The organism is Scandinavium sp. (genome assembly GCF_051650185.1).
In the GTDB taxonomy this organism is placed as follows: Bacteria; Pseudomonadota; Gammaproteobacteria; order Enterobacterales; family Enterobacteriaceae; genus Scandinavium.
In genome coordinates this window covers 1-19788 of sequence record NZ_JBOFIN010000094.1, presented here as the reverse complement: position 1 = coordinate 19788, position 19788 = coordinate 1, and the positions used below count along the sequence as shown (strand labels likewise).

At 57.2% G+C, this 19788-nt stretch carries 19 protein-coding genes; 6 read left to right on the top strand and 13 right to left on the bottom strand.

What is annotated here, in order from left to right:
* Positions 1-83: 83 nt before the first annotated feature.
* Positions 84-173 (bottom strand): cytochrome bd-I oxidase subunit CydH, encoded by a 90-nt coding sequence (locus tag ACRCWW_RS11925; protein ID WP_330982620.1) that lies wholly within the window; start codon positions 171-173, stop codon positions 84-86.
* A 293-nt stretch (positions 174-466) separates the two neighbouring features.
* Here ACRCWW_RS11925 and purR point away from each other — a divergent pair, with 293 nt between their 5' ends.
* Positions 467-1492, top strand: coding sequence for an HTH-type transcriptional repressor PurR (purR, locus tag ACRCWW_RS11920; protein WP_438682604.1), 1026 nt, complete (start codon positions 467-469; stop codon positions 1490-1492).
* 14 nt (positions 1493-1506) lie between these two features.
* On the opposite strand, the gene punR is transcribed toward purR, so the two are convergent.
* The gene (punR, locus tag ACRCWW_RS11915) at positions 1507-2418 is read right to left on the bottom strand and encodes a DNA-binding transcriptional activator PunR (protein ID WP_438682603.1); all 912 of its coding nucleotides are present in this window, start codon (positions 2416-2418) and stop codon (positions 1507-1509) included.
* 113 nt (positions 2419-2531) lie between these two features.
* On the opposite strand from punR, the gene punC reads away from it, so the two are divergent.
* Both punC and cfa read left to right on the top strand, forming a co-directional pair.
* Positions 2532-3722, top strand: coding sequence for a purine nucleoside transporter PunC (gene punC, locus ACRCWW_RS11910; protein WP_438682602.1), 1191 nt, complete (start codon positions 2532-2534; stop codon positions 3720-3722).
* Positions 3723-4022: 300 nt separating this feature from the next.
* Positions 4023-5171: a cyclopropane fatty acyl phospholipid synthase gene (cfa, locus tag ACRCWW_RS11905; RefSeq protein WP_438682601.1), complete on the top strand. Its 1149-nt coding sequence runs from the start codon at positions 4023-4025 to the stop codon at positions 5169-5171.
* Positions 5172-5244: 73 nt separating this feature from the next.
* Here cfa and ACRCWW_RS11900 read toward each other — a convergent pair whose 3' ends face one another.
* From ACRCWW_RS11900 to ACRCWW_RS11875, 6 genes are all read right to left on the bottom strand, one after another.
* Positions 5245-6285: a type 1 fimbrial protein gene (locus ACRCWW_RS11900; RefSeq protein WP_438682600.1), complete on the bottom strand. Its 1041-nt coding sequence runs from the start codon at positions 6283-6285 to the stop codon at positions 5245-5247.
* 18 nt (positions 6286-6303) lie between these two features.
* A complete protein-coding gene (locus ACRCWW_RS11895) occupies positions 6304-6843 on the bottom strand; it encodes a fimbrial protein (RefSeq protein WP_438682599.1) in 540 nt (179 codons plus the stop codon).
* Between the two features lie 15 nt (positions 6844-6858).
* Positions 6859-9318: a fimbria/pilus outer membrane usher protein gene (locus ACRCWW_RS11890; protein WP_438682598.1), complete on the bottom strand. Its 2460-nt coding sequence runs from the start codon at positions 9316-9318 to the stop codon at positions 6859-6861.
* A gap of 6 nt (positions 9319-9324) precedes the next feature.
* Positions 9325-10008, bottom strand: a complete 684-nt coding sequence (locus ACRCWW_RS11885; protein ID WP_438682597.1) for a fimbria/pilus periplasmic chaperone — start codon at positions 10006-10008, stop codon at positions 9325-9327.
* 50 nt (positions 10009-10058) lie between these two features.
* Positions 10059-10613 carry a fimbrial protein gene (locus ACRCWW_RS11880; RefSeq protein WP_438682596.1) on the bottom strand — a complete coding sequence of 185 codons (555 nt, stop codon included), beginning with the start codon at positions 10611-10613 and terminating at the stop codon, positions 10059-10061.
* 164 nt (positions 10614-10777) lie between these two features.
* Positions 10778-11458 (bottom strand): helix-turn-helix domain-containing protein, encoded by a 681-nt coding sequence (locus ACRCWW_RS11875; protein WP_438682595.1) that lies wholly within the window; start codon positions 11456-11458, stop codon positions 10778-10780.
* Between the two features lie 358 nt (positions 11459-11816).
* Between ACRCWW_RS11875 and ACRCWW_RS11870 the strand changes: the two genes are divergently transcribed.
* Complete coding sequence (locus ACRCWW_RS11870) at positions 11817-12533, top strand: outer membrane protein (RefSeq protein ID WP_438682594.1); 717 nt, start codon at positions 11817-11819, stop codon at positions 12531-12533.
* A gap of 39 nt (positions 12534-12572) precedes the next feature.
* On the opposite strand, the gene ACRCWW_RS11865 is transcribed toward ACRCWW_RS11870, so the two are convergent.
* From ACRCWW_RS11865 to ACRCWW_RS11855, 3 genes are read right to left on the bottom strand one after another with little or no spacing between them, the layout of a single operon-like run.
* The gene (locus ACRCWW_RS11865) at positions 12573-13334 is read right to left on the bottom strand and encodes a heme ABC transporter ATP-binding protein (protein WP_438682593.1); all 762 of its coding nucleotides are present in this window, start codon (positions 13332-13334) and stop codon (positions 12573-12575) included.
* Positions 13335-13348: 14 nt separating this feature from the next.
* Positions 13349-14389, bottom strand: coding sequence for a FecCD family ABC transporter permease (locus tag ACRCWW_RS11860; RefSeq protein ID WP_438682592.1), 1041 nt, complete (start codon positions 14387-14389; stop codon positions 13349-13351).
* The gene (locus ACRCWW_RS11855; RefSeq protein WP_438682591.1) at positions 14386-15297 is read right to left on the bottom strand and encodes an ABC transporter substrate-binding protein; all 912 of its coding nucleotides are present in this window, start codon (positions 15295-15297) and stop codon (positions 14386-14388) included. The genes ACRCWW_RS11860 and ACRCWW_RS11855 overlap by 4 nt, the downstream gene beginning before the upstream one ends.
* 142 nt (positions 15298-15439) lie before the next feature.
* On the opposite strand from ACRCWW_RS11855, the gene ACRCWW_RS11850 reads away from it, so the two are divergent.
* Together ACRCWW_RS11850 and ACRCWW_RS11845 are read left to right on the top strand one after the other, a co-directional pair.
* Positions 15440-16132 carry a response regulator gene (locus tag ACRCWW_RS11850; protein WP_438682590.1) on the top strand — a complete coding sequence of 231 codons (693 nt, stop codon included), beginning with the start codon at positions 15440-15442 and terminating at the stop codon, positions 16130-16132.
* The gene (locus ACRCWW_RS11845; protein ID WP_438682589.1) at positions 16119-17378 is read left to right on the top strand and encodes a sensor histidine kinase; all 1260 of its coding nucleotides are present in this window, start codon (positions 16119-16121) and stop codon (positions 17376-17378) included. The genes ACRCWW_RS11850 and ACRCWW_RS11845 overlap by 14 nt, the downstream gene beginning before the upstream one ends.
* Positions 17379-17414: 36 nt before the next feature.
* Here ACRCWW_RS11845 and ACRCWW_RS11840 read toward each other — a convergent pair whose 3' ends face one another.
* Entirely contained in the window at positions 17415-19505 is a 2091-nt protein-coding gene (locus ACRCWW_RS11840; protein WP_438682698.1) for a TonB-dependent receptor, read from the bottom strand.
* Between the two features lie 161 nt (positions 19506-19666).
* A partial coding sequence (locus ACRCWW_RS11835) for a hypothetical protein (protein WP_233432058.1) occupies positions 19667-19788 on the bottom strand: 122 nt, incomplete at its 5' end.

The window sequence follows — 19788 nt, the reverse complement described above, 5'->3', positions numbered from 1 at the left end:
CGAAATGGCAAAAGATTTTTGCGAAAATGATAACAATCTGAAGGAGGGAGTCACGGAGGAAGCGCAGGCTTCCTCCGCGTAAATCAGTGCAGGACTGCGGTCAGTGCGCCAATGATGATCACACCCAGGGCAAAAACGGTCGTCATCAACGAGAGCTTCAGGTCGGTACTCATCAATTTTTCTCCTTTTAATCCCCACAACAAAAGTGAGCTTGCTCATTTTTGCACAGTTACGCCTAAAAATCTTCCAGGTTTTGGGGCCATAACGATTTTTCTCTTTCCCTTTGCCTCAGAATCAGACAAAATTCCACGCTAATTTAAAAGCGTAGCAGCCATTGACCCCCTCCCGTCGTCCTGTGTTGTTTCCCGGCGTACCGCAATTGAAATGAATTGCACCAAGGGTGTGTAAAGGCAAACGTTTTCGTGTCGATAATCAGGCGTAAGGAAAGGGTCTGGAGTGAGAGCGAATGGCAACAATTAAAGATGTAGCGAAGCGCGCAAACGTTTCCACTACAACTGTATCACATGTAATTAACAAGACGCGTTTCGTTGCGGAAGAGACCCGCAATGCGGTGTGGGCGGCCATTAAAGAGCTGCACTACTCCCCAAGCGCCGTGGCTCGCAGCCTGAAAGTGAACCACACCAAAACGATTGGCCTGCTGGCGACCAGCAGCGAAGCCGCCTATTTTGCGGAAATTATCGAAGCCGTTGAGAAAAACTGCTTCGAAAAAGGCTATACCCTGATTTTAGGTAATGCCTGGAACAACCTGGAAAAACAGCGTGCCTATCTGTCGATGATGGCGCAAAAACGCGTCGATGGCCTGCTGGTGATGTGCTCCGAATACCCGCAGTCTGTACTCGATATGCTTGAAGAATATCGACATATTCCGATGGTGGTGATGGACTGGGGCGAATCAAAAGCGGACTTCACTGACTCCGTTAACGATAACGCTTTCCAGGGCGGATACATCGCCGGTCGTTATCTGATTGAACGCGGCCATCGTGATATTGGCGTGATCCCAGGTCCTCTGGAGCGCAATACTGGCGCTGGTCGCCTGGCTGGCTTTATGAAGGCCATGGAAGAAGCGCAGGTTAAGATCCCGGAAAACTGGATTGTACAGGGCGATTTCGAACCTGAATCCGGCTATCGCGCCATGCAGCAAATCCTTGCGCAACAGCCACGCCCTTCTGCCGTCTTCTGCGGCGGCGATATCATGGCGATGGGCGCATTGTGCGCCGCCGATGAAATGGGCCTGCGCGTTCCGCAGGACATTTCCGTGATTGGCTATGATAACGTGCGCAACGCGCGCTTCTTCACCCCTGCGCTGACCACCATTCACCAGCCTAAAGATTCACTGGGTGAAGCAGCGTTCGATATGCTGCTGGATCGCATCGTCAACAAGCGCGAAGAGTCGCAGTCCATTGAGGTGCATCCTCGCCTGATCGAGCGCCGCTCTGTCGCCGACGGTCCGTTCCGCGACTACCGTCGTTAAGATTCAGGGGCCGGTTATTCCGGCTCCTGCAACCACTCTTTATTCAGCGTTTCACTGTCACCCAGATACTCCAGCAGCCAGGTTAACGCCGGAGACATATCATTCTGTTGCCAGGTCAGACAGCAAGCCGCATCCGGAAACGGGTTTTCCAGTTCAAGTGCCACCCACTCGCCGCTGTCGATCCATGGGCGAGCAAAATGCCCCGGCACCATCCCCACGCATAAGCCTGCTGAAAGACACGTTGCTGACGATTCCCAGTCTGGCACGACGATCCGTTTCTGGTTATCCAGTAGCCAGGTGATGCGTTTTGGCAATGAACGAGAGGTATCTTCACGCACTAATGAAGGCCAGTTGCGCAACACATCGTCACTCAGCGGCCCGGGCATTTGCGCCAGAGGGTGACGGCTGGACACCACGCAGTTCCAGTTGAGCATACCCATATCGCGAAACGCATAACGTCCACCGACAGGGATCGCCTGAGTGGCGCCAATGGCCAGCTCCACGCGGCCATCGGAGAGCGCATCCCACACGCCGTTGAACACTTCCTGAAAGACACAAAGCTCCACGTCCTGAAAGTGACGATAAAAATCGACAATGAGCTGTCGGGTTCGCTCCGGCCTGACAATATTATCGACAGCAATCGCCAGATTGCCGCGCCAGCCGTTGGCAATTTGCTGACACTGCTGGCGAGTGATCTGCATTTTTTTGATAACAGAGCGCCCTTCTTTCAGAAACCAGACCCCGGCTGGCGTTAATTCCACATCGCGATGGCGACGTTCAAACAGCGGCACTGCCAGCCATTCCTCCAGCTGACGCACGGTATAACTGACTGCAGAAGGCACGCGATGCAGTTCCTGCGCTGCTGCGCTGAAGCTGCCATTGCGTGCCACGGCATCCACCACTTCAAGAGAGTATTCGGACCACATAATCTGCCTGCAAAATTTTTGAATCCACCCGACAAATATTAGCGTTTCACAAGCGAAGTTGCACTCCCTACACTCTGCTGCCATCACCACCTGCAACGAGAAAGAGAATGACTATGCAACCAGGAATTGGATTTTTGTGCTGGCTGGCAGGCTTAAGCGTGCTGGGTTTTCTGGCAACCGACATGTACCTGCCCGCCTTCGCCGCGATTCAGACTGATTTACAAACACCGGCAGCTGCCGTCAGCGCCAGCCTGAGCCTGTTCCTGGCAGGTTTTGCTTTCGCACAATTATTGTGGGGGCCGCTGTCCGATCGCTACGGACGCAAACCCATTCTGCTCATTGGCCTTGCGATTTTCGCCGTGGGCTGTATTGGCATGCTCTGGGTCCGCGATGCGACGTGGCTGCTTGTGCTGCGCTTCATCCAGGCGGTGGGGGTGTGTGCCGCTGCGGTGACCTGGCAGGCGATGGTGACGGACTACTATCCTGCACAGCGCACTAACCGCATTTTCGCCACCATTATGCCGCTGGTCGGGCTTTCCCCTGCCCTGGCACCGCTGCTGGGCAGCTGGATCCTGCACCATTTTGAATGGCAGGCTATTTTCGCCACGCTGTTTGGGATCACGTTACTGTTAATGCTGCCTGCGTTGCGCCTTAAAAAGCCAGTCAGACAAGAACACAAAGAAGAGCAGGCGTTGACGTTCATGACCTTGCTTCGTTCACGTGACTATCGTGGCAACGTGCTTATCTACGCCGCCTGTTCAGCAAGCTTCTTTGCCTGGCTGACCGGTTCGCCGTTCATTCTGAATACCATGGGCTATGGCCCAACAGTCATTGGCCTGAGCTACGTCCCGCAAACCATCGCCTTCCTGATTGGCGGTTACGGCTGCCGCGCCGCGTTGCAGAAATGGCAGGGTCAGCAAATGTTGCCGTGGCTGCTCATCGCGTTTGCGATAAGCGTTGCGGCCACCTTCGCCGTTGGCCTGGCCACTGACACCTCGTTAAGCACCCTGCTCATTCCCTTCTGCCTGATGGCGATGGCAAACGGGGCTATCTATCCAATTGTTGTCGCTCAGGCGCTTCGCCCTTTCCCACTAGCGACGGGTCGTGCCGCCGCGCTGCAAAATACGTTACAGCTTGGCCTGTGTTTCCTTGCAAGCCTGGTGGTCTCTACGCTGATAGCAACGCCTCTGCTGACCACCACAAGCGTAATGCTCGCCACCGTGGTATTAGCCGGTTGGGGATATCGGATGCAGTACGTCGCGCAACGTGATGAAACGGGCCCGGCAGAACGTTCTCACGCATAGTGTCTGAGGAAACTATGTAACAGTCATGTAATTAGGCCGCTAAGAATTTTTTATTGAATCACCCATTTCTGCGGCCTATACTGTTTTCGGTATCACATAATTACGATAAATATTAGCGATTAACGGAGGCACGGATAGCTTTCGTTTCATCATGGACGACCTTTCGGCAAGGGTTATCTCCCTTCCTCTGTTCTACGTCGGATAGCAGGCTCACGGAACTTCCGTGAGAGTTCTCACATAACCCAAAAAGCGTCTACGCTGTTTTAAGGTTCTGATCACAAGCCGCGTGATGGAGAAGCTATGAGTACATCGTGTATAGAAGAAGTTAGCGTTCCTGATGACGACTGGACCCGCATTTGCAGCGAGTTACTTAGCCGTGCAGGTATTGGTATTAATGGCACCGCCCCTTCAGACATCCGAATCAATAATCCCCATTTTTTTAAACGCGTGCTGCAAGAGGGCTCGCTGGGATTAGGTGAAAGCTATATGGATGGCTGGTGGGAGTGCGAACGCCTCGATATTTTTTTTCAGAAGGTCCTGCGCGCGGGGCTGGAGAGCCAGCTTCCCCACCATCTTAAAGACACGCTGAGAGTTGCCGGCGCCCGTCTGTTTAACCTGCAAAGTAAAAAACGCGCCTGGATAGTGGGCAAAGAGCACTATGACCTCGGCAATGACCTGTTCAGCCGCATGCTCGATCCATTTATGCAGTACTCCTGCGGTTACTGGAAAGAAGCAGAAAACCTTGAGCAGGCGCAGCAAGCCAAACTGGATTTGATTTGCCAGAAACTCCAGCTGCAACCCGGAATGCGCGTGCTGGATATCGGCTGCGGCTGGGGCGGTCTTGCTTATTACATGGCGCAACATTACGGCGTCAGCGTGGTGGGGGTCACTATCTCCGCCGAGCAGCAAAAGCTGGCTCAGGCACGCTGCGAGGGGCTGGACGTGCAAATTCTGTTGCAGGACTATCGGGATTTGCAGGACCAATTCGACCGTATTGTTTCCGTCGGCATGTTCGAACACGTTGGGCCAAAAAACTATGCGACCTATTTCGAGGTGGTCGACAGAAACCTGAAGTCAGATGGCCTGTTTCTGCTGCACACCATAGGTTCGAAAAGGACGGATAATAACGTCGATCCGTGGATCAACAAATACATCTTCCCGAACGGCTGCCTGCCCTCAGTTCGTCAGATTGCCAACGCCAGCGAGCCCCATTTCATCATGGAAGACTGGCACAACTTTGGCGCAGACTACGACACCACGCTGATGGCCTGGCACAACCGCTTCCAGCAAAGCTGGCCGGAAATTGCAGAGAACTATTCAGAGCGTTTCAAAAGAATGTTCTCGTATTACCTGAATGCCTGCGCCGGGGCGTTTCGCGCTCGCGACATCCAGCTCTGGCAGGTGGTGTTCTCAAGAGGCGCTGACGGCGGATTACGCGTCGCCCGATAGCCTCGTACACAGCTTCAGGCCCCCGGACATCGGGGGCTTTTTTATTGTGTATTGCCCGGCATATATGCCGGTGTCACCGATAGGTCAAATTCAGCGTGGCAGTGGCGTTAGCCTGTCCAGGCGTCACCGCTGACGCCGTTTTGCGATAGCGGGCCGTGAGCACCAGCGCGGCAGACTGCTCGCCCGTAGCCTGTTGATGCGTAAAGAGTTGAACGGGTTGATTGATAGCCAGCGCCTCGCTGGCAAAGCCACTCTGCGGCACCGCTAAGCCAATCTCGACGCCGACGCCGGTTGCGCTGGCGGGATCGTCAGGATAGCTCAGGGCCACCGCGGTATTGTCAGGATTATGCCCTGCGGCGGGAGCTGCTATTAGCGTTGCGCTGACCGCCGTTCCCGCCTCGCAATTTAGCCGCAGACTCTGTTGTGCCTGGCCTGCCGTCGGGCTGGCGCTGAACTGTGACAGATTCACTTTTCCCAGAGTCAGTACCACCTCGCTGTCGTCCAGCTCACAGCCCAGCGCTTTTATCGTCAGCTGCGTTTGCCCCAGCCACAGGCGGCTCAGGATATCGCCATTTGTTTCCTCGCTGGCGCTGTGGCGAAACGACACCCGCGCGATCGGCGAGCTGAAGGTTACCGTGCCCGACGCTATCCGCCCGCCCTGCGCCACTATTGCAACATTGTAAGCCGGAGAATGCGCGGTATGATTGCGGCCGCCGTCGCCCGGGTGGTAGCGGTTATCTATAGGCATCACGTTGTCATACGGCCCGGCATTGTTCCGGGTGCTGATCGCAATCCCCACGCCAGGAAGGCCGGTGGCAAAGGCTGGCGTACTGAAGCCATCCTGCGCGCTGGCAACCGGCACACTCCCCGCCTGCGCACTACCCGGCTCATAGAGGAAGCCCACCTGATAGCCATTACTGCAATCCTTTATCTCAGCATCCGGCCCGCTTACCCAGCCGGAAGTCCAGATAACCTCCCCGGGCAGCCAGTCATGGCTGTCAATCACCAGCTGCTGCGGCGGCGCTATCGTTATCGAACTTTCCCCACCCGAACGGCGGCAATCCGCCAAAGCTGCGCTACTGCAAAGCAGCAACAAAGTGAATACTCTGCGCACCTTCTTCTCTCCTGGCGGCTATTGCCACGTCATATTCACCGTCACCACCGTGGTAAATTCACCTGCGCTGACGCGGCCAGTGGGGGTATACATTCTGGCGGCGATGGGCAGTCTCGCGCCATGCGTGGCGGCGTCTATCGCCACGGTATACCGGGTGCCGTTGCCCAGATTGACCAGCGGCCTGCCGTCCAGATTAATCAACTGTAAGCCAACATCTGCCGCCGGTATTACGGCCGTGTTGGCGTAGATAACCGTGGCATAAGGGCTATCTGGCCACGGGGGGCCGGAAAAGGTGATCGTTACCTCGGTGGTGGCAGGCGGACAGTTGCTGAGCGTGATGGCAAAGGGGACGGTCGTGGAGTTGCCCCCTGCCACCGTTAACAGCTCCCGGGGATAGTCCCCAAGCGTAATGCTCTCCGGCACGCCAGTTTCACAAGGCTCCGCCTCAATCGTACCGCTTACCGAAATCATCAGCGTATCGCTGTCGCGGTATGCCGCGCTGACGGCACCGGAGAAAAATAGCCCTATCAGCAGTGCCAGCCTGAAAATAGCCGTCATGCGGTTATCCTTTTTCTAAAGGCAGCGCAGCGGCAGTACCGCCACCCCGCGCCGCACATGTTCCGTGGGGAGCTGGTACTGGGCCCTGCAACGCTGATCGCTGCCCGGCCCCCATCTTGCGACCAGGATCCCCTGCTGCTGTAGCCCGGTCAGCCATACCTGCCCCTGGTCACCCGTGAGCCCAGGGTGGCGTTCAGGGGCCGAAAGCTGCGACACCGTGGCCCCGAATGGCACTGGCGCGTGATTGCTGCGGGTCAGCACCACCAGCGCCTTCGCGCCGATGTTGGTTTTATATTCCGCCCGCACAACGGCGCCCCTTGTGGGGATCACCGTCCTGCTGTTCTCCAGCAGCTCGATAGTGCTGTCGCTTTGCCGCCGCTCGCCGAGCGAAATCTCGTTCCTGTGCCAGGGGCTGGCATAAGGAATAACCGCATAGCCGCGAACGTCCGTGCTGACACCGACGCTGTTCTCAATCGGCACGTCGGCGGCACCGGGCGCTTTAATCAGCACCACGGTTTCGTTGAGAGGCTGTGACAATGTCACGCCATCCTGATGCAGCAATAACCCACCCTGCAGGCCATAGCTCAGGCGTTGCTGATGGGCGTCATAGCTGTAACCAGCGTTGAGATCCGCCAGCCGACTCTTCAGCGCTGCGTTGAGGCTGCCGCTGACGGCCCGCTTCTGCGCGGTATAGCCCTGCTGGACGCTCCAGCTCAGGTTGTTTTGTGCCAGCGCGGTGCCGTTTAGCCCCAGCATTTGTGACGTTTCGCCGGGCCTGGCAGCATTCAGCGTATAAGTGGCATACGCCGAGGGCAGAAAGCGGGAAAGCGGCAGGCTGAGCGTCAGCGAAAACTGCTGCTGATGGTCTGGCCTCCCTCCTGCCAGCGGCGATGCGCCAGGGTCCGTATTTACGGTCCAGGTGTAGCTCAGGCCGTAACTGATCTCATGCCAGACGTTGTTGTAGCCCACGCCAAGCGAAAGCGTGCGCGGAGCATCCCGGTACGTTTCCTGAAACAGGTTCAGCGACAGCGAACCGTAAGCGGTACTCTGAGCCAGAGTGAGATCCAGCTGGCTACGCAACCGCGCAGTAGCCTCCTCCTCACTTTCCGCCTCAAGTAGATCCTGCAAGGTGTAATACCCGCCGGAGATGTAGCGGGAGCCGGTCAACGAAAGCTGAGTCTCTGTGGCCTCGATACTTTTGCTGTAGCGAACGCGCCATGCCTGCCCTCGCGCATAGGGTTTTGTTTCCGGCTGAGACCTGGCATCGGTAACGTCCAGCGACAGCGCACCCAGCGAGCCCAGATTCAGCCCCGATCCCAGCTGCAAAGCCCGATAAGCCGCAGAGCCCGGCGTAGTTTGCAGACCGCCATAGACGGTGACGCCCCCGGGCAGACCATATAAAGCCGTCAGCTCGGCAATATTTTCCTCATGATCTTGCTCCTGCCGGGTGCGCCCGACGGTCAGGCTGTACTTCAGGTGCCCTTCCCGCTGAAGCACCGGGACGCTGGCATAAGGCACCAGCAGATGCTGCTCGCTGCCGTCTGACTCTTTGATGGTCACGGCGAGATCGCCTGCGCTGCCGGTTGCGTAGAGGTCGCGGATCTCAAAAGGCCCGGCGGGCACATCGGTGCGATAAATAAGATAACCATTCTGCTTTACGCTCACCTGAGCATTACTGCGGGCAATGCCACGGATCGTCGGTGAGAAGCCACGCAGGCTGTCCGGCTGCATCTCTTCATCCGATGAGACTCGCAGCCCACGAAAAGCCACGGCCTCAAACACGTCGGCATCTGAACTGGCGTCTCCCAGCACCAGCCTGCCCCGCAGCGCCTTCAGGTCGCGCCAGGCGTAGCTGTAAACCGACCGCCAGCGATCGCCGTTGTCCCATGTCGTGTAGTTGCGCAGACGCCACGGGCCAAGGTTCAGGCCCGGACGCAGGTTCGCGTACTGCCTGCTCTCGCCCTGCTGCTGGCTGCCGCTCAGGCTGTAATTGAGCAGAAACGCAGTAATGCCCTCATCCCATAGTGCTTCAGGAACCTCGTCGCGCGGCTTGTTTTGCAAAAAGCGCTGCGGCACACGCAAATCCAGTCTGCTGCGGGAAAAATCAAACGCTGCCGTCGCGCTGAGCAGGCTGAGATCCTGGCAGGCGGCTCGCGCCCCGGATGACGTCGCTTTAATACCCCACGCCCTTAGCTGCCCGGCGCTCAGACAGGGCTGTAAGGTCTGACTGGCGCTGGCGTGGAAGACAATGTTCTGCGTCGCCACTTTGCTGTCGTTGAGGTAAACATCGACCCGGTAGCGTCCCGCTGGCTGACCGCCGTTATCAAAGGCTGAGAGATCGATAACATCCTTATTAGTGCTATCGTTTTGCAGCGCCAGAGGATTAAAGTGCTGACCCGCGTCGGCCTGTTTACTCAGCGTCAGCGCCAGCAGGAAGCCTGCGCAGAACTCCGCTCCGCTTTTTATCATGCTCATCGGGCATCACAGCTGCTGGCTGTGCCACGGCAGCGGCAGACCGTAATCGCTAATCAGCCGCCAGCGGATCGTGCCGTGGCTGAGCGCTGAGGCAACCGTCCATTCAGCGTGCTGCCCGGGGGCCACAAATGTCGCGCCCTCAATCACCCGGCCATTCAGCTGCAACACCGAAAAATTCATGTAATAAGGCGTGGGATTTTTTACCGTCAGCCTGCGGCCCTCAAGCCGCCATTGCAGCCGCTCGCAGCGCTTTTCCGGCGTGGCCTGAAGCAGCGCGCGGGGGCGATAGATAAACTTAATCTGCGTATTGATGGCAATTTCCACCCGATTGGCAGGCGCGCTGTCGTCAATCGCCGGAATACTTTTGATGTTCAGCCAGTACATCGACTCCCGGTCCTCTGCCTGCGGCACGCCAGACAGCAGCACCCGTATGCTGTTCTTTTGCCCGGCATCAAGACGGAACAGCGGTGGGGTTACGATAAAAGTCTGACGGTTGACGGAGTAAGCATCGGCCTGCGACAGCCACGACTGGATCAATGTCGGCTGACGGCCATGGTTCACTACCGCGAGCGTGGCTTCGTCACGGCTTCCCTCAAACAGCAGCCGGGTGCCGCCAACCACCACGCTGGCGGCAGCACAGGGCAGATAAACCAAAGAAAGCGCGAGCCAGTACCTGACGGCGATCGTCATGTTTTACATCCGTGATTGCGGTGAACTTCGTTCAGAGAAAGGAGAAAGTCTTATTTGTAAGAGACGGTCCAGGTGAGGATCGTGTCGACATTGCCGCCGGTCACGCTGCCGGAGCCGTTATTGACCATCGCCGCATAATAGAGAAAGTCAGCGCTTTCTCCGCTGGCGGGCAAAGTCACTGGCACGGTGTCGACATTGTTAACCACGGCGTTGTGAGCGGCATCCTCGATGACCACGCCAACGCCGCTGGCGCCATTTTCCTTCCCTTCATCGGCATTATTAAACCAGCTGCTGTTGGCATCGGTAGTGTCGCCGTGAAAGCGAAACATCGCCTGAGTGGGGATATCTTCCCCGCTTTGCGGACAGTTCGTCAGGCTGAGGGTGAAAGGCACCGCGTCCGTCGTCGCCCCGGTCGTGGCGATGCGATCTTTACTGTAATTACCCAATGCAACGGTGGCGTCAGTTTCGCCGTTGACCTCCACAGTGCAGGCTTCATCATATATTTTCCCGCTGAAGCTAATGGTACTGGTGGCAAATACGGCAGGCGCCGGGGCGCCCCCGATAAATAAAAGGAAAGAGACCCATAAAATATTTCTGGCGTTCATTGGAGTTAAACCCGTCACTATTATCAGATGGCAGACAGCCGAAAAAGTTATCGGGAATAATCCTAAGGCGCTTTGATTTTAAGCGCCAGATATTCCGGGTCTTATAGTAGCCAGCAGTCCATTACTGTACCGGAGTCTATTTGTAGACTGCTTTATTGGAGAGTTTAACGTCGCTGCGGTAATTCCCCGAGCGCCATCAGCCTGCCGTGCAGCGTTTTAATATAGCCGCCGGTCCGCAGCTCGGTGAGGATTTTTAAGATCCCGCTGCGCGACAGCCCGGTGCGCTGTTGTATAAAACGCTGGATATTAATTTCACAGCGCACCTCCTGCGGCAGGCTCCAGATCTCCAGCAGCAGCACCCGGATTTTGCCGTAAGCATCCTGTCCGACCATATATTTATCCCGCATGGTCATGGCGATAATCCGATGAGCGAGAACGGTCGAAATGTCGCGCCACAGGCCAAGCTCTTCGCTCTTTTGCATAAATAACGAGACCGGAATGAATTTGCACTGGCAGCGGGTATCGCTGATAAGCCAGGTATCGGTGCCCGCCGCCATGCTCTGCTCCTCGGCATAGCCATCAGCCAGGCCTAACAGCGTGGGGGCACTGGTGCAGCCCATCGCCAGATTGTCGCTGGTGCGAAAGACCGAGAGATTGCCGCTCATCAAAAAAATAATGTGCCTGACGCCGCCGATCACCGGATCGATTCTCTTGCCGGAAGGGAAATTCATCGTTGTGGTATTGCCGGAGAGCTGGTCAATAATTCGGGTTATAGCAGCAAGCGGTTTGCAAACCGTAAGAAAATGATAATATTCATCGACGGATGTTACATTTACTGCATTCATTTATTTCACAGCTCTCTTTTGACGTTAAACAGAAAAAACAAAACCACAGTAAAAATAAAAAAAAGCGGCGCATGCTAGCACAGGCGGATACGAGAAAAACATGATCATCTGCAATGAAATTAGTCACTCGGGCCCCGCTTCGTACTTTATTCTGCTAAAAAATAGATACAGTAATAATAATCAACAGATAAACTAAACCCTCAGCATGACAGCCTGGTGACAGCCCGTCGCATGCGAAATGACAAAAAATCGCCTGCCCCCTGCATCTGCTTTGCCCTCCTCCACGTCCTGTTTTTAGTGCTCCTTTCCGAAGCGGGCCTGTGTGCTTTATTTCTTATGACATGAAGAGGGAACCTCGATGACTCATCCATTCAGACAACTACTTCTGGCTTTTACTGTCCTGAGCTCAGCCAGCCTTAGCGCGGCAGAGTTTCACCCCTATGTTTCGGCGTTCGGCGGCATTGAGTTCGCCAGCCAGAGCGATATTTACGGCCATAACCCGGCGGGCGTGGTGCGGGATATTGATGTCGAATACAAAAATGCCTTTGCGTGGGGGCTGGCGCTGGGCACGACTTTTTATCAGAGCGAGTATGGTCAGCTCAGCGCGGAATTTGAGTACGCTTCACGCGAGCTGAAAACCGACAGCCTGAGCCTCAACCACGTTAGCCGGGATCTGAACGGCTCAGCGGGCAACGAGCTGGCGATTAACAGCTTTATGCTGAATCTGGTCTATGAAACGCCGGAGCTTATCGACAGGCTGCGGCTGTCAGCGGGGATCGGCGCCGGGGTGGCCCATCTGGATTACGATATCAACTATCTGGTCAACAACGCCCGGGTGCCGACGCAGATTAACCTCCGCGACACCGCTAACCCGTTCGCTTATCAGCTGATGGTTGGCGCTTCTTACGCCATCAATGATGATTTCAGCGTGCTGACTGGCCTGAAGTATTTCGCCGTCCGCGACCATGATATCGACCGCTATAAGCTCAACAACGGCCCCGGTCTGGAATCGGTGTTAAACGCCAGCTTTGAGAATTCATGGACGTGGAGCGCGGGCGTACGCTACACCTTCTGACGGCTGACGGCTGACGGCAGGGGCCTGCCCTGCCGTTTTTCACTCTGCCTCCATCAGGACCGCTGGCATGCCGCTCAGCGGGTGGCTCACGACCACCACCGGCTCGCCGTAAATTGCCGTGAGTTTCTCCGGCGTGGCAATCTCCCGCGGGCCCCCCTGACTGACTACCCTGCCCTGTTTCATTATCACTATATGATCGGCAAACAGGCAGGCGAGATTGAGATCGTGCAGAATGATCACCACCGTTTTGCCCTGTGCCGCCTCCTCGCGGCAAATGCGCAGCAGCTCCGCCTGATGATGCAGGTCAAGTGCAGCTGCGGGTTCATCCAGCAGCAACACCTGCGTATCCTGGGCCAATACCCGAGCCATCAGCACCCGGGCCTGCTGCCCGCCGGAGAGCTGGCGGACATCCCGCCCGGCAAACGCCAGCGTTCCCGTTCTGGTCATGGCTTGCACAATACTTAGCCTGTCTTCTTCCGCCGTCCCTTTTCTCAGCAGACGGCTCATCGCCACAACGTCCTGCACGGGATAGCCGTAATTCAGCGTCGTCGCCTGAGTAAAGACCGCCCTCCGCGCTGCACGCTCGCTGAGCGGCATCCCGGTGATCTCCCTCTGGTCGTAGAACACGCTCCCCCGATCGGGTTTGATATCCCCCGCCATCACCGACAGCAGGGTTGACTTACCTGCGCCATTCGGCCCCAGCAGTGCCGTAACGCATCCTGCCGGAAACCCGACGCTGACCGAGGCCAACAGCAGTGCCTTGCCCCGGCGATATGAAACGTCTTTTACCTGCAACATCATTCTGTTTCCTTAGATCAACGAAGCTCGCGGCTACGCCATACCAGCCACAGGAAAAATGGGCCACCAATCGTTCCGGTCAGGATCCCAATCGACATCTCCGCCGGGGCGACGACCGTACGCGACAACAGATCGGCGGCCAGCAGAAGCAACGCCCCGCAGACCGACGACAACGCAACCAGCAGTCGATGAGCAGGCCCCATCAGCAGTCGGCACAGGTGCGGGACGATCAGCCCGACGAAAGCAATCGGCCCTGCAAAGGCGACGCCCGCAGCAACCAGCAGGGAAGTCATGACAATCAACTCCTTGCGCAACCTGGCTACATTGACGCCCATATGCTCCGCCTGGCGTTCCCCGGTGACCAACAGATCCAGTAGCGGCGCACGCCAGATCAGGAACCCGGTGCCGATGACGGCCAGAGGCAAGACCAGCAGCACCACGCCCCAATCAGCAACGGAGAGCGTACCAAAGGAGAAAAATGCCAACTGCTGGCGTTGCTGCGCCGTGGCAAACCAGGAAAGCCAGCCCATGAGTGCGCTGACGGCGGCGCTGGTGGCAATCCCGACCAGCAGCAGGCGGACGCTGCCGGCCGTAGCGCCATCCGGCTTCGCCAGCCGGTAGATCAGCAGCATCACACCCAGAGCGCCAACAAATGCGCCAACCGGCAGTGTCCAGGCTCCCGCTATTGCCGCACCAGAGACAACGGCGAGCAGCGATCCGAGCGACGCTCCGGCCGAAATGCCCAGGATCCCCGGATCGGCCAGCGGATTACCGAATAGCCCTTGCAAAACCGCGCCGCAGGCCGCCAGCACCGCGCCAACCAGCATCGCCATCACGACCCGCGGCAGACGCACGCTCCACAGGGTGTGGTAGCGCAACGAGTGTAACGACTCAGCCGGGCCGCTGAAGGGCGACAGCAGTCCATCCACGACCTCATTGAAAGGTATGGTGAGCGCTCCCGCCCGCAGGCTGACAGCGATCAACCCCAGAGCCAGTAGCAGCAACATGGCGCAAATCCCCAGCAGCCGCCCTGAACGGTTACGGATGACGCTTGTCATTGCAGGCTCTCCAGCGCATCACGCAGCGCAAGCGTGGCCACCCCGCTCTGTGTGGCATCGTGGCGAATATCTTCACTGCGCATGACGATCAGCTGGCGCTTCAGTGCCGCAGGCGTCTGGGCCAGCCCGGAAACCTGCAGCCAGATCCCCTCTTCACCGCCAAGCGTTGCCAGTTCGTCGTCTGCGACAATCACCACCTCCGGCGCAACCGCAATCAACGCCTCGGTGCTCAATGAGCGAAAGCTGTGCAACCCGGCATCAGCAATCACGTTGCTTGCACCGGCACGCTGAATAAGCTGGTTGGCAGGCGTCCCGCTCCCGGCGGCGGACACTCGCCCGGCCCCGCCGCCTCGCGTAGAGATAAAGATCACACGCGGCGCAGGCTGTAGCGGCGGACGCGCCGCAACGCTGGCATAATCACGCTCAATACGACGGGCCAACACTTCGGCATCGGTTTGCCGCCCAACCAGCGCCCCAAAGCGGCGGATCTTTTCCGGAGCAGGCAGCGCCCGATCGATCAGCTGAGCATTGATTTTGTAGATTTTCAGGCGCTCCAGCAGCCGCCGCGAATCGCCAGGATTAGAGGCGATAACCAGATCCGGGGTCTGCGCCGCCAGCGCCTCTGCCGTGACGCCCTGCTTAAAAATGAGTGCAGGTTGCACAGGTGAATCGGCTGAGTCAGGCGCAACGACAATCTGCGACGACAGCCCCATTGCCTGGGCGATGTCCAGCAAATCGGCATCCAGCAATGCCAGCCGAATAGCGGGAGCATGCTGTCCTGGAGTGAGCGCTGCGGCGGGTGCCCGCTGTCTCAGATCAATCGTTTTCCCTTTTGCGTCACAGACAGACAACAGTAACGCCAGGGCTGTGCCGGCAACCAGCGGCCAGGGTCCATGTAAAAAAGTCATTATGAGTCTCCTCGGTTGTTGTTCACGACGGCAAAGAATAAAGGCCCTGCCTGACAGGGTGCTGACGCACGTTTTATTTGTGCTGTCAGCAACATGTCAGAAAAGGCGGTTTAAATAGGCTAAAAAACAGGGAGGCAAAGTCGTGAAAATACTGCTGGTTGAAGATCACCCCACGCTGCGGGAGATGACCGCCCTGCACCTTACCCGCTCGGGTCATCAGGTGGATAAAGCCTCCACCCTTGCCGAAGCCATGCATCTTCTGCGCCTGACGCTACCGGATGCAGTGGTGCTCGACCTCGGGCTACCGGATGGCGAGGGGCTCACGCTGCTGAAATCACTGAGGGAGCGCCAGTCCGCCCTTCCGGTGCTGATCGTCACCGCAAGGGATACCCTTAGCGACCGTCTGAACGGCCTGAATCTCGGTGCCGATGACTATCTGGTGAAACCCTTTGAACCTCAGGAGCTGGAAGCGCGACTGCGTGCCGTATCCCGACGCCACGCCAGCGGCCTGCTGGGCGAAGTGCTCGAGCTGGGCGCTCTGCGCCTCGATTTAAGCCGCAAAACGCTGACCGTCAACGACAGGCCGCTGACCCTGCCTCGTAAGGAGAGGCTGCTGCTGGAAGCCCTGCTGCTGGCCGGAAAGCATGCATCGGTTAAGGAAGTGCTGGAGGAGCGAATTTATGGCTTCAATGAACCGGTGACGCCCAATGCGCTGGAAGCGGTCGTCTCCCGCCTGCGCCGCCATCTGGCGGAAGCCGGGGCAGACGTCACTATCAGAACGCTGCGTGGGATTGGCTATCAGCTGAGCGAAGGTGATGTGAATGCGAAACCTTAGTTTGCGTAACCGGCTGGCGCTGGCTATGGGGGTGGCTTTTCTGCTGGGTTTTGCCGGGTTCGCTTCACACCTGGACGATATTCGCGACGAGCTGAGAAGCCTGATGCTCTCTTCCGCCATCAGCCAGCCCTCTGCCCTGCCGGAAGGCGCAATCCAGCAGCTTTGCAGCAAAGACGGTAAGCTTTTGCAAACCCTCGGTACACCACCGCCTGAAAGCGCGTTGGACAACATCAGTTGCTCGACGGAAGTCCGCCTGCTGTCAAATGAGCAGTTTGCCGCCGTGCAAACCGTCCATCCTGATGGCAGCAGAACCCTGACCCTGCGCGCCGATCCCCATGAGCAGCAGCTGATTGACGGGTTGATGGATAAACGTCTGTGGCGCGGTATCGGCTGGTGGGCTCAGCTCTCAGTGCTCTCGTTTCTCATTATTGGGTTGCTCATTCACTGGGCGCTGATCCCGGTCAGGCGCGCCGCGCAGCTGGCGGAAAGCATTGGCCCGGAGCACAGCACGCCCCGGCTTGCTGTGCAAACTCTGCCTGCGGAAATCCGTCCTTTAGCGCAGGCTATCAATGGCGTTCTCGATCGGCTGACCGAGGCAAACCTGGCGCAAAGCCGTTTTGTGGCGGATACCTCGCATGCGCTCAGAACACCGCTGGCGGCACTGTGGCTACGGCTACAGCACCATCGCCAGTCGTTACCCGACGTCGAAGGCATTGAAGCAGAGATGCATGACCTGCGCCATCTGGTCGACAGGCTGTTGCTGCTAGCCCGCTGCGATATGCTGGCAGCCAGTAAGGATCAGCCCTCGCTACGGCTAAAAGTCTCGCGCGTTTGCCGCCAGGTAGCTGCCATGATGCTGCCGCTGATCGAAGCCCAGGATCGCCGTCTCGACGTGGAGATTGACGACGGGATTGAGGCTGAGATCGATGAACTGGCCTGTAGTGAACTGCTGAAAACTGGAATCGATAACGCACTTCTTCATGGGCAAGGGACGATCACTCTGAAGGTCTCCCTCAGTGGAAAACGCTTGCTGATACTGATACGCGACGAAGGCAGTGGTCCACCGCCGGGAGCACGGGAAATCGTTTTTGACCGCTTTCGTAAACTTTCGGCGCAGACCCGGGGATGCGGGCTTGGGCTTTCCATTGCACGTGAAATCGTCCGACGCTATCACGGCGAAATCCGCTTTCTCTCCACCCCAACCTGCACGCTGCAGATCGTGTTACCCGTGGTGGCTTCAGCGTAAAAACGGGAGCCGAGGCTCCCGCTTTGCAACCTGTCCTCAAAACTGATAATTCAAAGAGAGCCAGTAGTTACGATCCGGGTTGACGTAGCCGGTGGTTGACTGCGCCGTCTGATAGTAGTCACCGGCATAGGTCGTCGAGCGACCGGCCTGATACAGACGCACATCGCTGTAATCTTTATTCAGCACGTTATTCACCGCTGCGTTTAGCTTCAATTGACTGCTCAGACTATAGGAAACCCCAAGATCCAGCACGGTCCAGGCTTTCAGATCTGGCCCTTTATCGTCGTAGACTTTTTTCTGTACCGCGCTGAGATTCTCATAGTTCTGGGTGAAGCGCGGCGCTTTTCCACGGTAGCGAGCGCTAAGCCAGGCGCTCAGATTTTCTGTCGCCTGCCAGTTCAGACGGGCATTGGCCATGTGCTCCGGGGTGTAGCTCAGCGGCGCCCCCTGGTTGTCGCCATCTTTTTGTTTGCTCTCGGTCCAGGTGTAGTTGAGCGATAAGCTCAGCACATCGGTCCACAGTGGGAAGGCCGTGGCGAATTCAATCCCATCCGTTCTGGCTTTACCACTGTTGGTGAAGCTGCGGGTGTTATCGTCAATGGCGTAAGAGACGATTTTATTGCGGTACTCCGTATAAAAGCCGGTGATGTTGGCGTTCACACCCTCATCATTCTCATAGTAAAGCCCGGTTTCATAGCTGGTACTCTCCTCAGGCTTCAGATCAGGATTGCCGACGGTGTTGATCGTCCCCTGCCCGGAAACGCCGCTGATGCCGTTGTGCAACTGACTCAGCGACGGCGCTTTATAGCCTGTGGTCACGCCGCCTTTCAGCGTCCATTGATCCGTGGCGTTCCACACCAGGTAAGCGCGCGGGCTGAGATGACCGCCGAACACGTCGTTGTGCTCATAGCGGCTCCCCGCCGTCAGCGCCAGCGAGTCGACAATGTGCCATTCGTCTTCCGCCCAGGCAGCCCAGGTTTGCTGATGGAACGTTTCGCCTGAACTGGCTATCACCACGCCGTCCTTCAGACGGGCATCCCAGTATTCGCCACCGAGGGTGAGCAGATGATCCTCACCGAGCGGCGCCAGCAGGAGGCTATTGAGAATGACGTTGCTGTTTTTCAGTTCACGCGGACTGCCCGCCAGCCCCGCGTTAGCCGGAGAAAGCGCGGAAGAGACCAGCTGACGGCCCTTGTTCTGGGTCTCATTCCAGCTCAGTGTGGATTTCCAGGTGCCGATCGTCAGCGAGGTATCGTGACCCAGCGTGGCTTTGGTTCGCTCGTAGCGCAGCGTTTTATCGTAGCCTCCTGTCAGGTTGCCCAGTTGCCCGTCTGCGTTATCATAACGTTGCTTTGCCGTGTCCAAATCCAGCCACAGGGTATTGTCCACACTGGTTTTCCAGTCGAACCGAGTGCCGATAGTGTAGTTTTCCGCTTCCGTCGGATAAGGCACCCGCGTGGAGGCCGTGTCGCTCAGCGAGGTCACGCTGGAGCCCTGACGCAGGTTGGTGCTGCCGCGAACCTGCATATCCAGACTACCGGGAATAACTGGGCCGCTGGACCAGAAATTCGCGGTGGTGCTGTTGCCCCACTTGTTGCTCTCCTGCAGGTTAACGCCGGTATCGATCGCCGTGCTCCATTTATCCGTGCTTTTTTTGGTGATGATGTTCACTACCCCACCAATCGCGTCGGAGCCGTACAGCGTCGACATCGGCCCGCGGATCACTTCAATATGGTCAATGGCAGAGAGCGGCGGCATAAAGCTGGTGTTCATCGCCGAAAAACCGTTCGGCGTGACATCGCTGCTGCCGTTCTGGCGTACGCCATCAATGAGGATCAGCGTATAGCTCGCGGGCATGCCGCGAATGCTGATCTCCAGACCGCCGGTTTTTCCCGTGCTGCTCTCCACATCGACGCCTTCCACCGCGCGCAAGGCTTCGCCGAGATCGTTGTACTTATTGGCCTGCAGATCCTGCTGCGAAATCACCGAAATGCTGGCGGCAGCATTGGTGATTTTCTTCTCATAGCCGGAGGCCGTGACGACCATCACATCCTCAGCCAGGGCCGGCACGCTGGCAAATCCTGCGGCAGACAACAGAACAGAAACCGTGGGGTTAATACGCTTCATCATCGAACATCCTTTGTCGTTATTTGCAAAGGCATTACGATAAAGGAGGATCCTGCTCATGAGAATGATTATCGTTATAATGTACTTTTAAGGACAATAACCAAAATCGGGTGCAATTCCGAAAGACAAAAAACGGGAGCCAGGGCTCTAATGCCAGTCAGTTAAGCAACTGACTGGCTCTTTTTCGGGGCTGTGGGGTATTTCCAGGGCCTCTCCTTTACCACTCTCGGGAAGGCCCTTTCCCTTCTTGTCGGTAATTTCACTAGTTGTCCCATACTTGCAA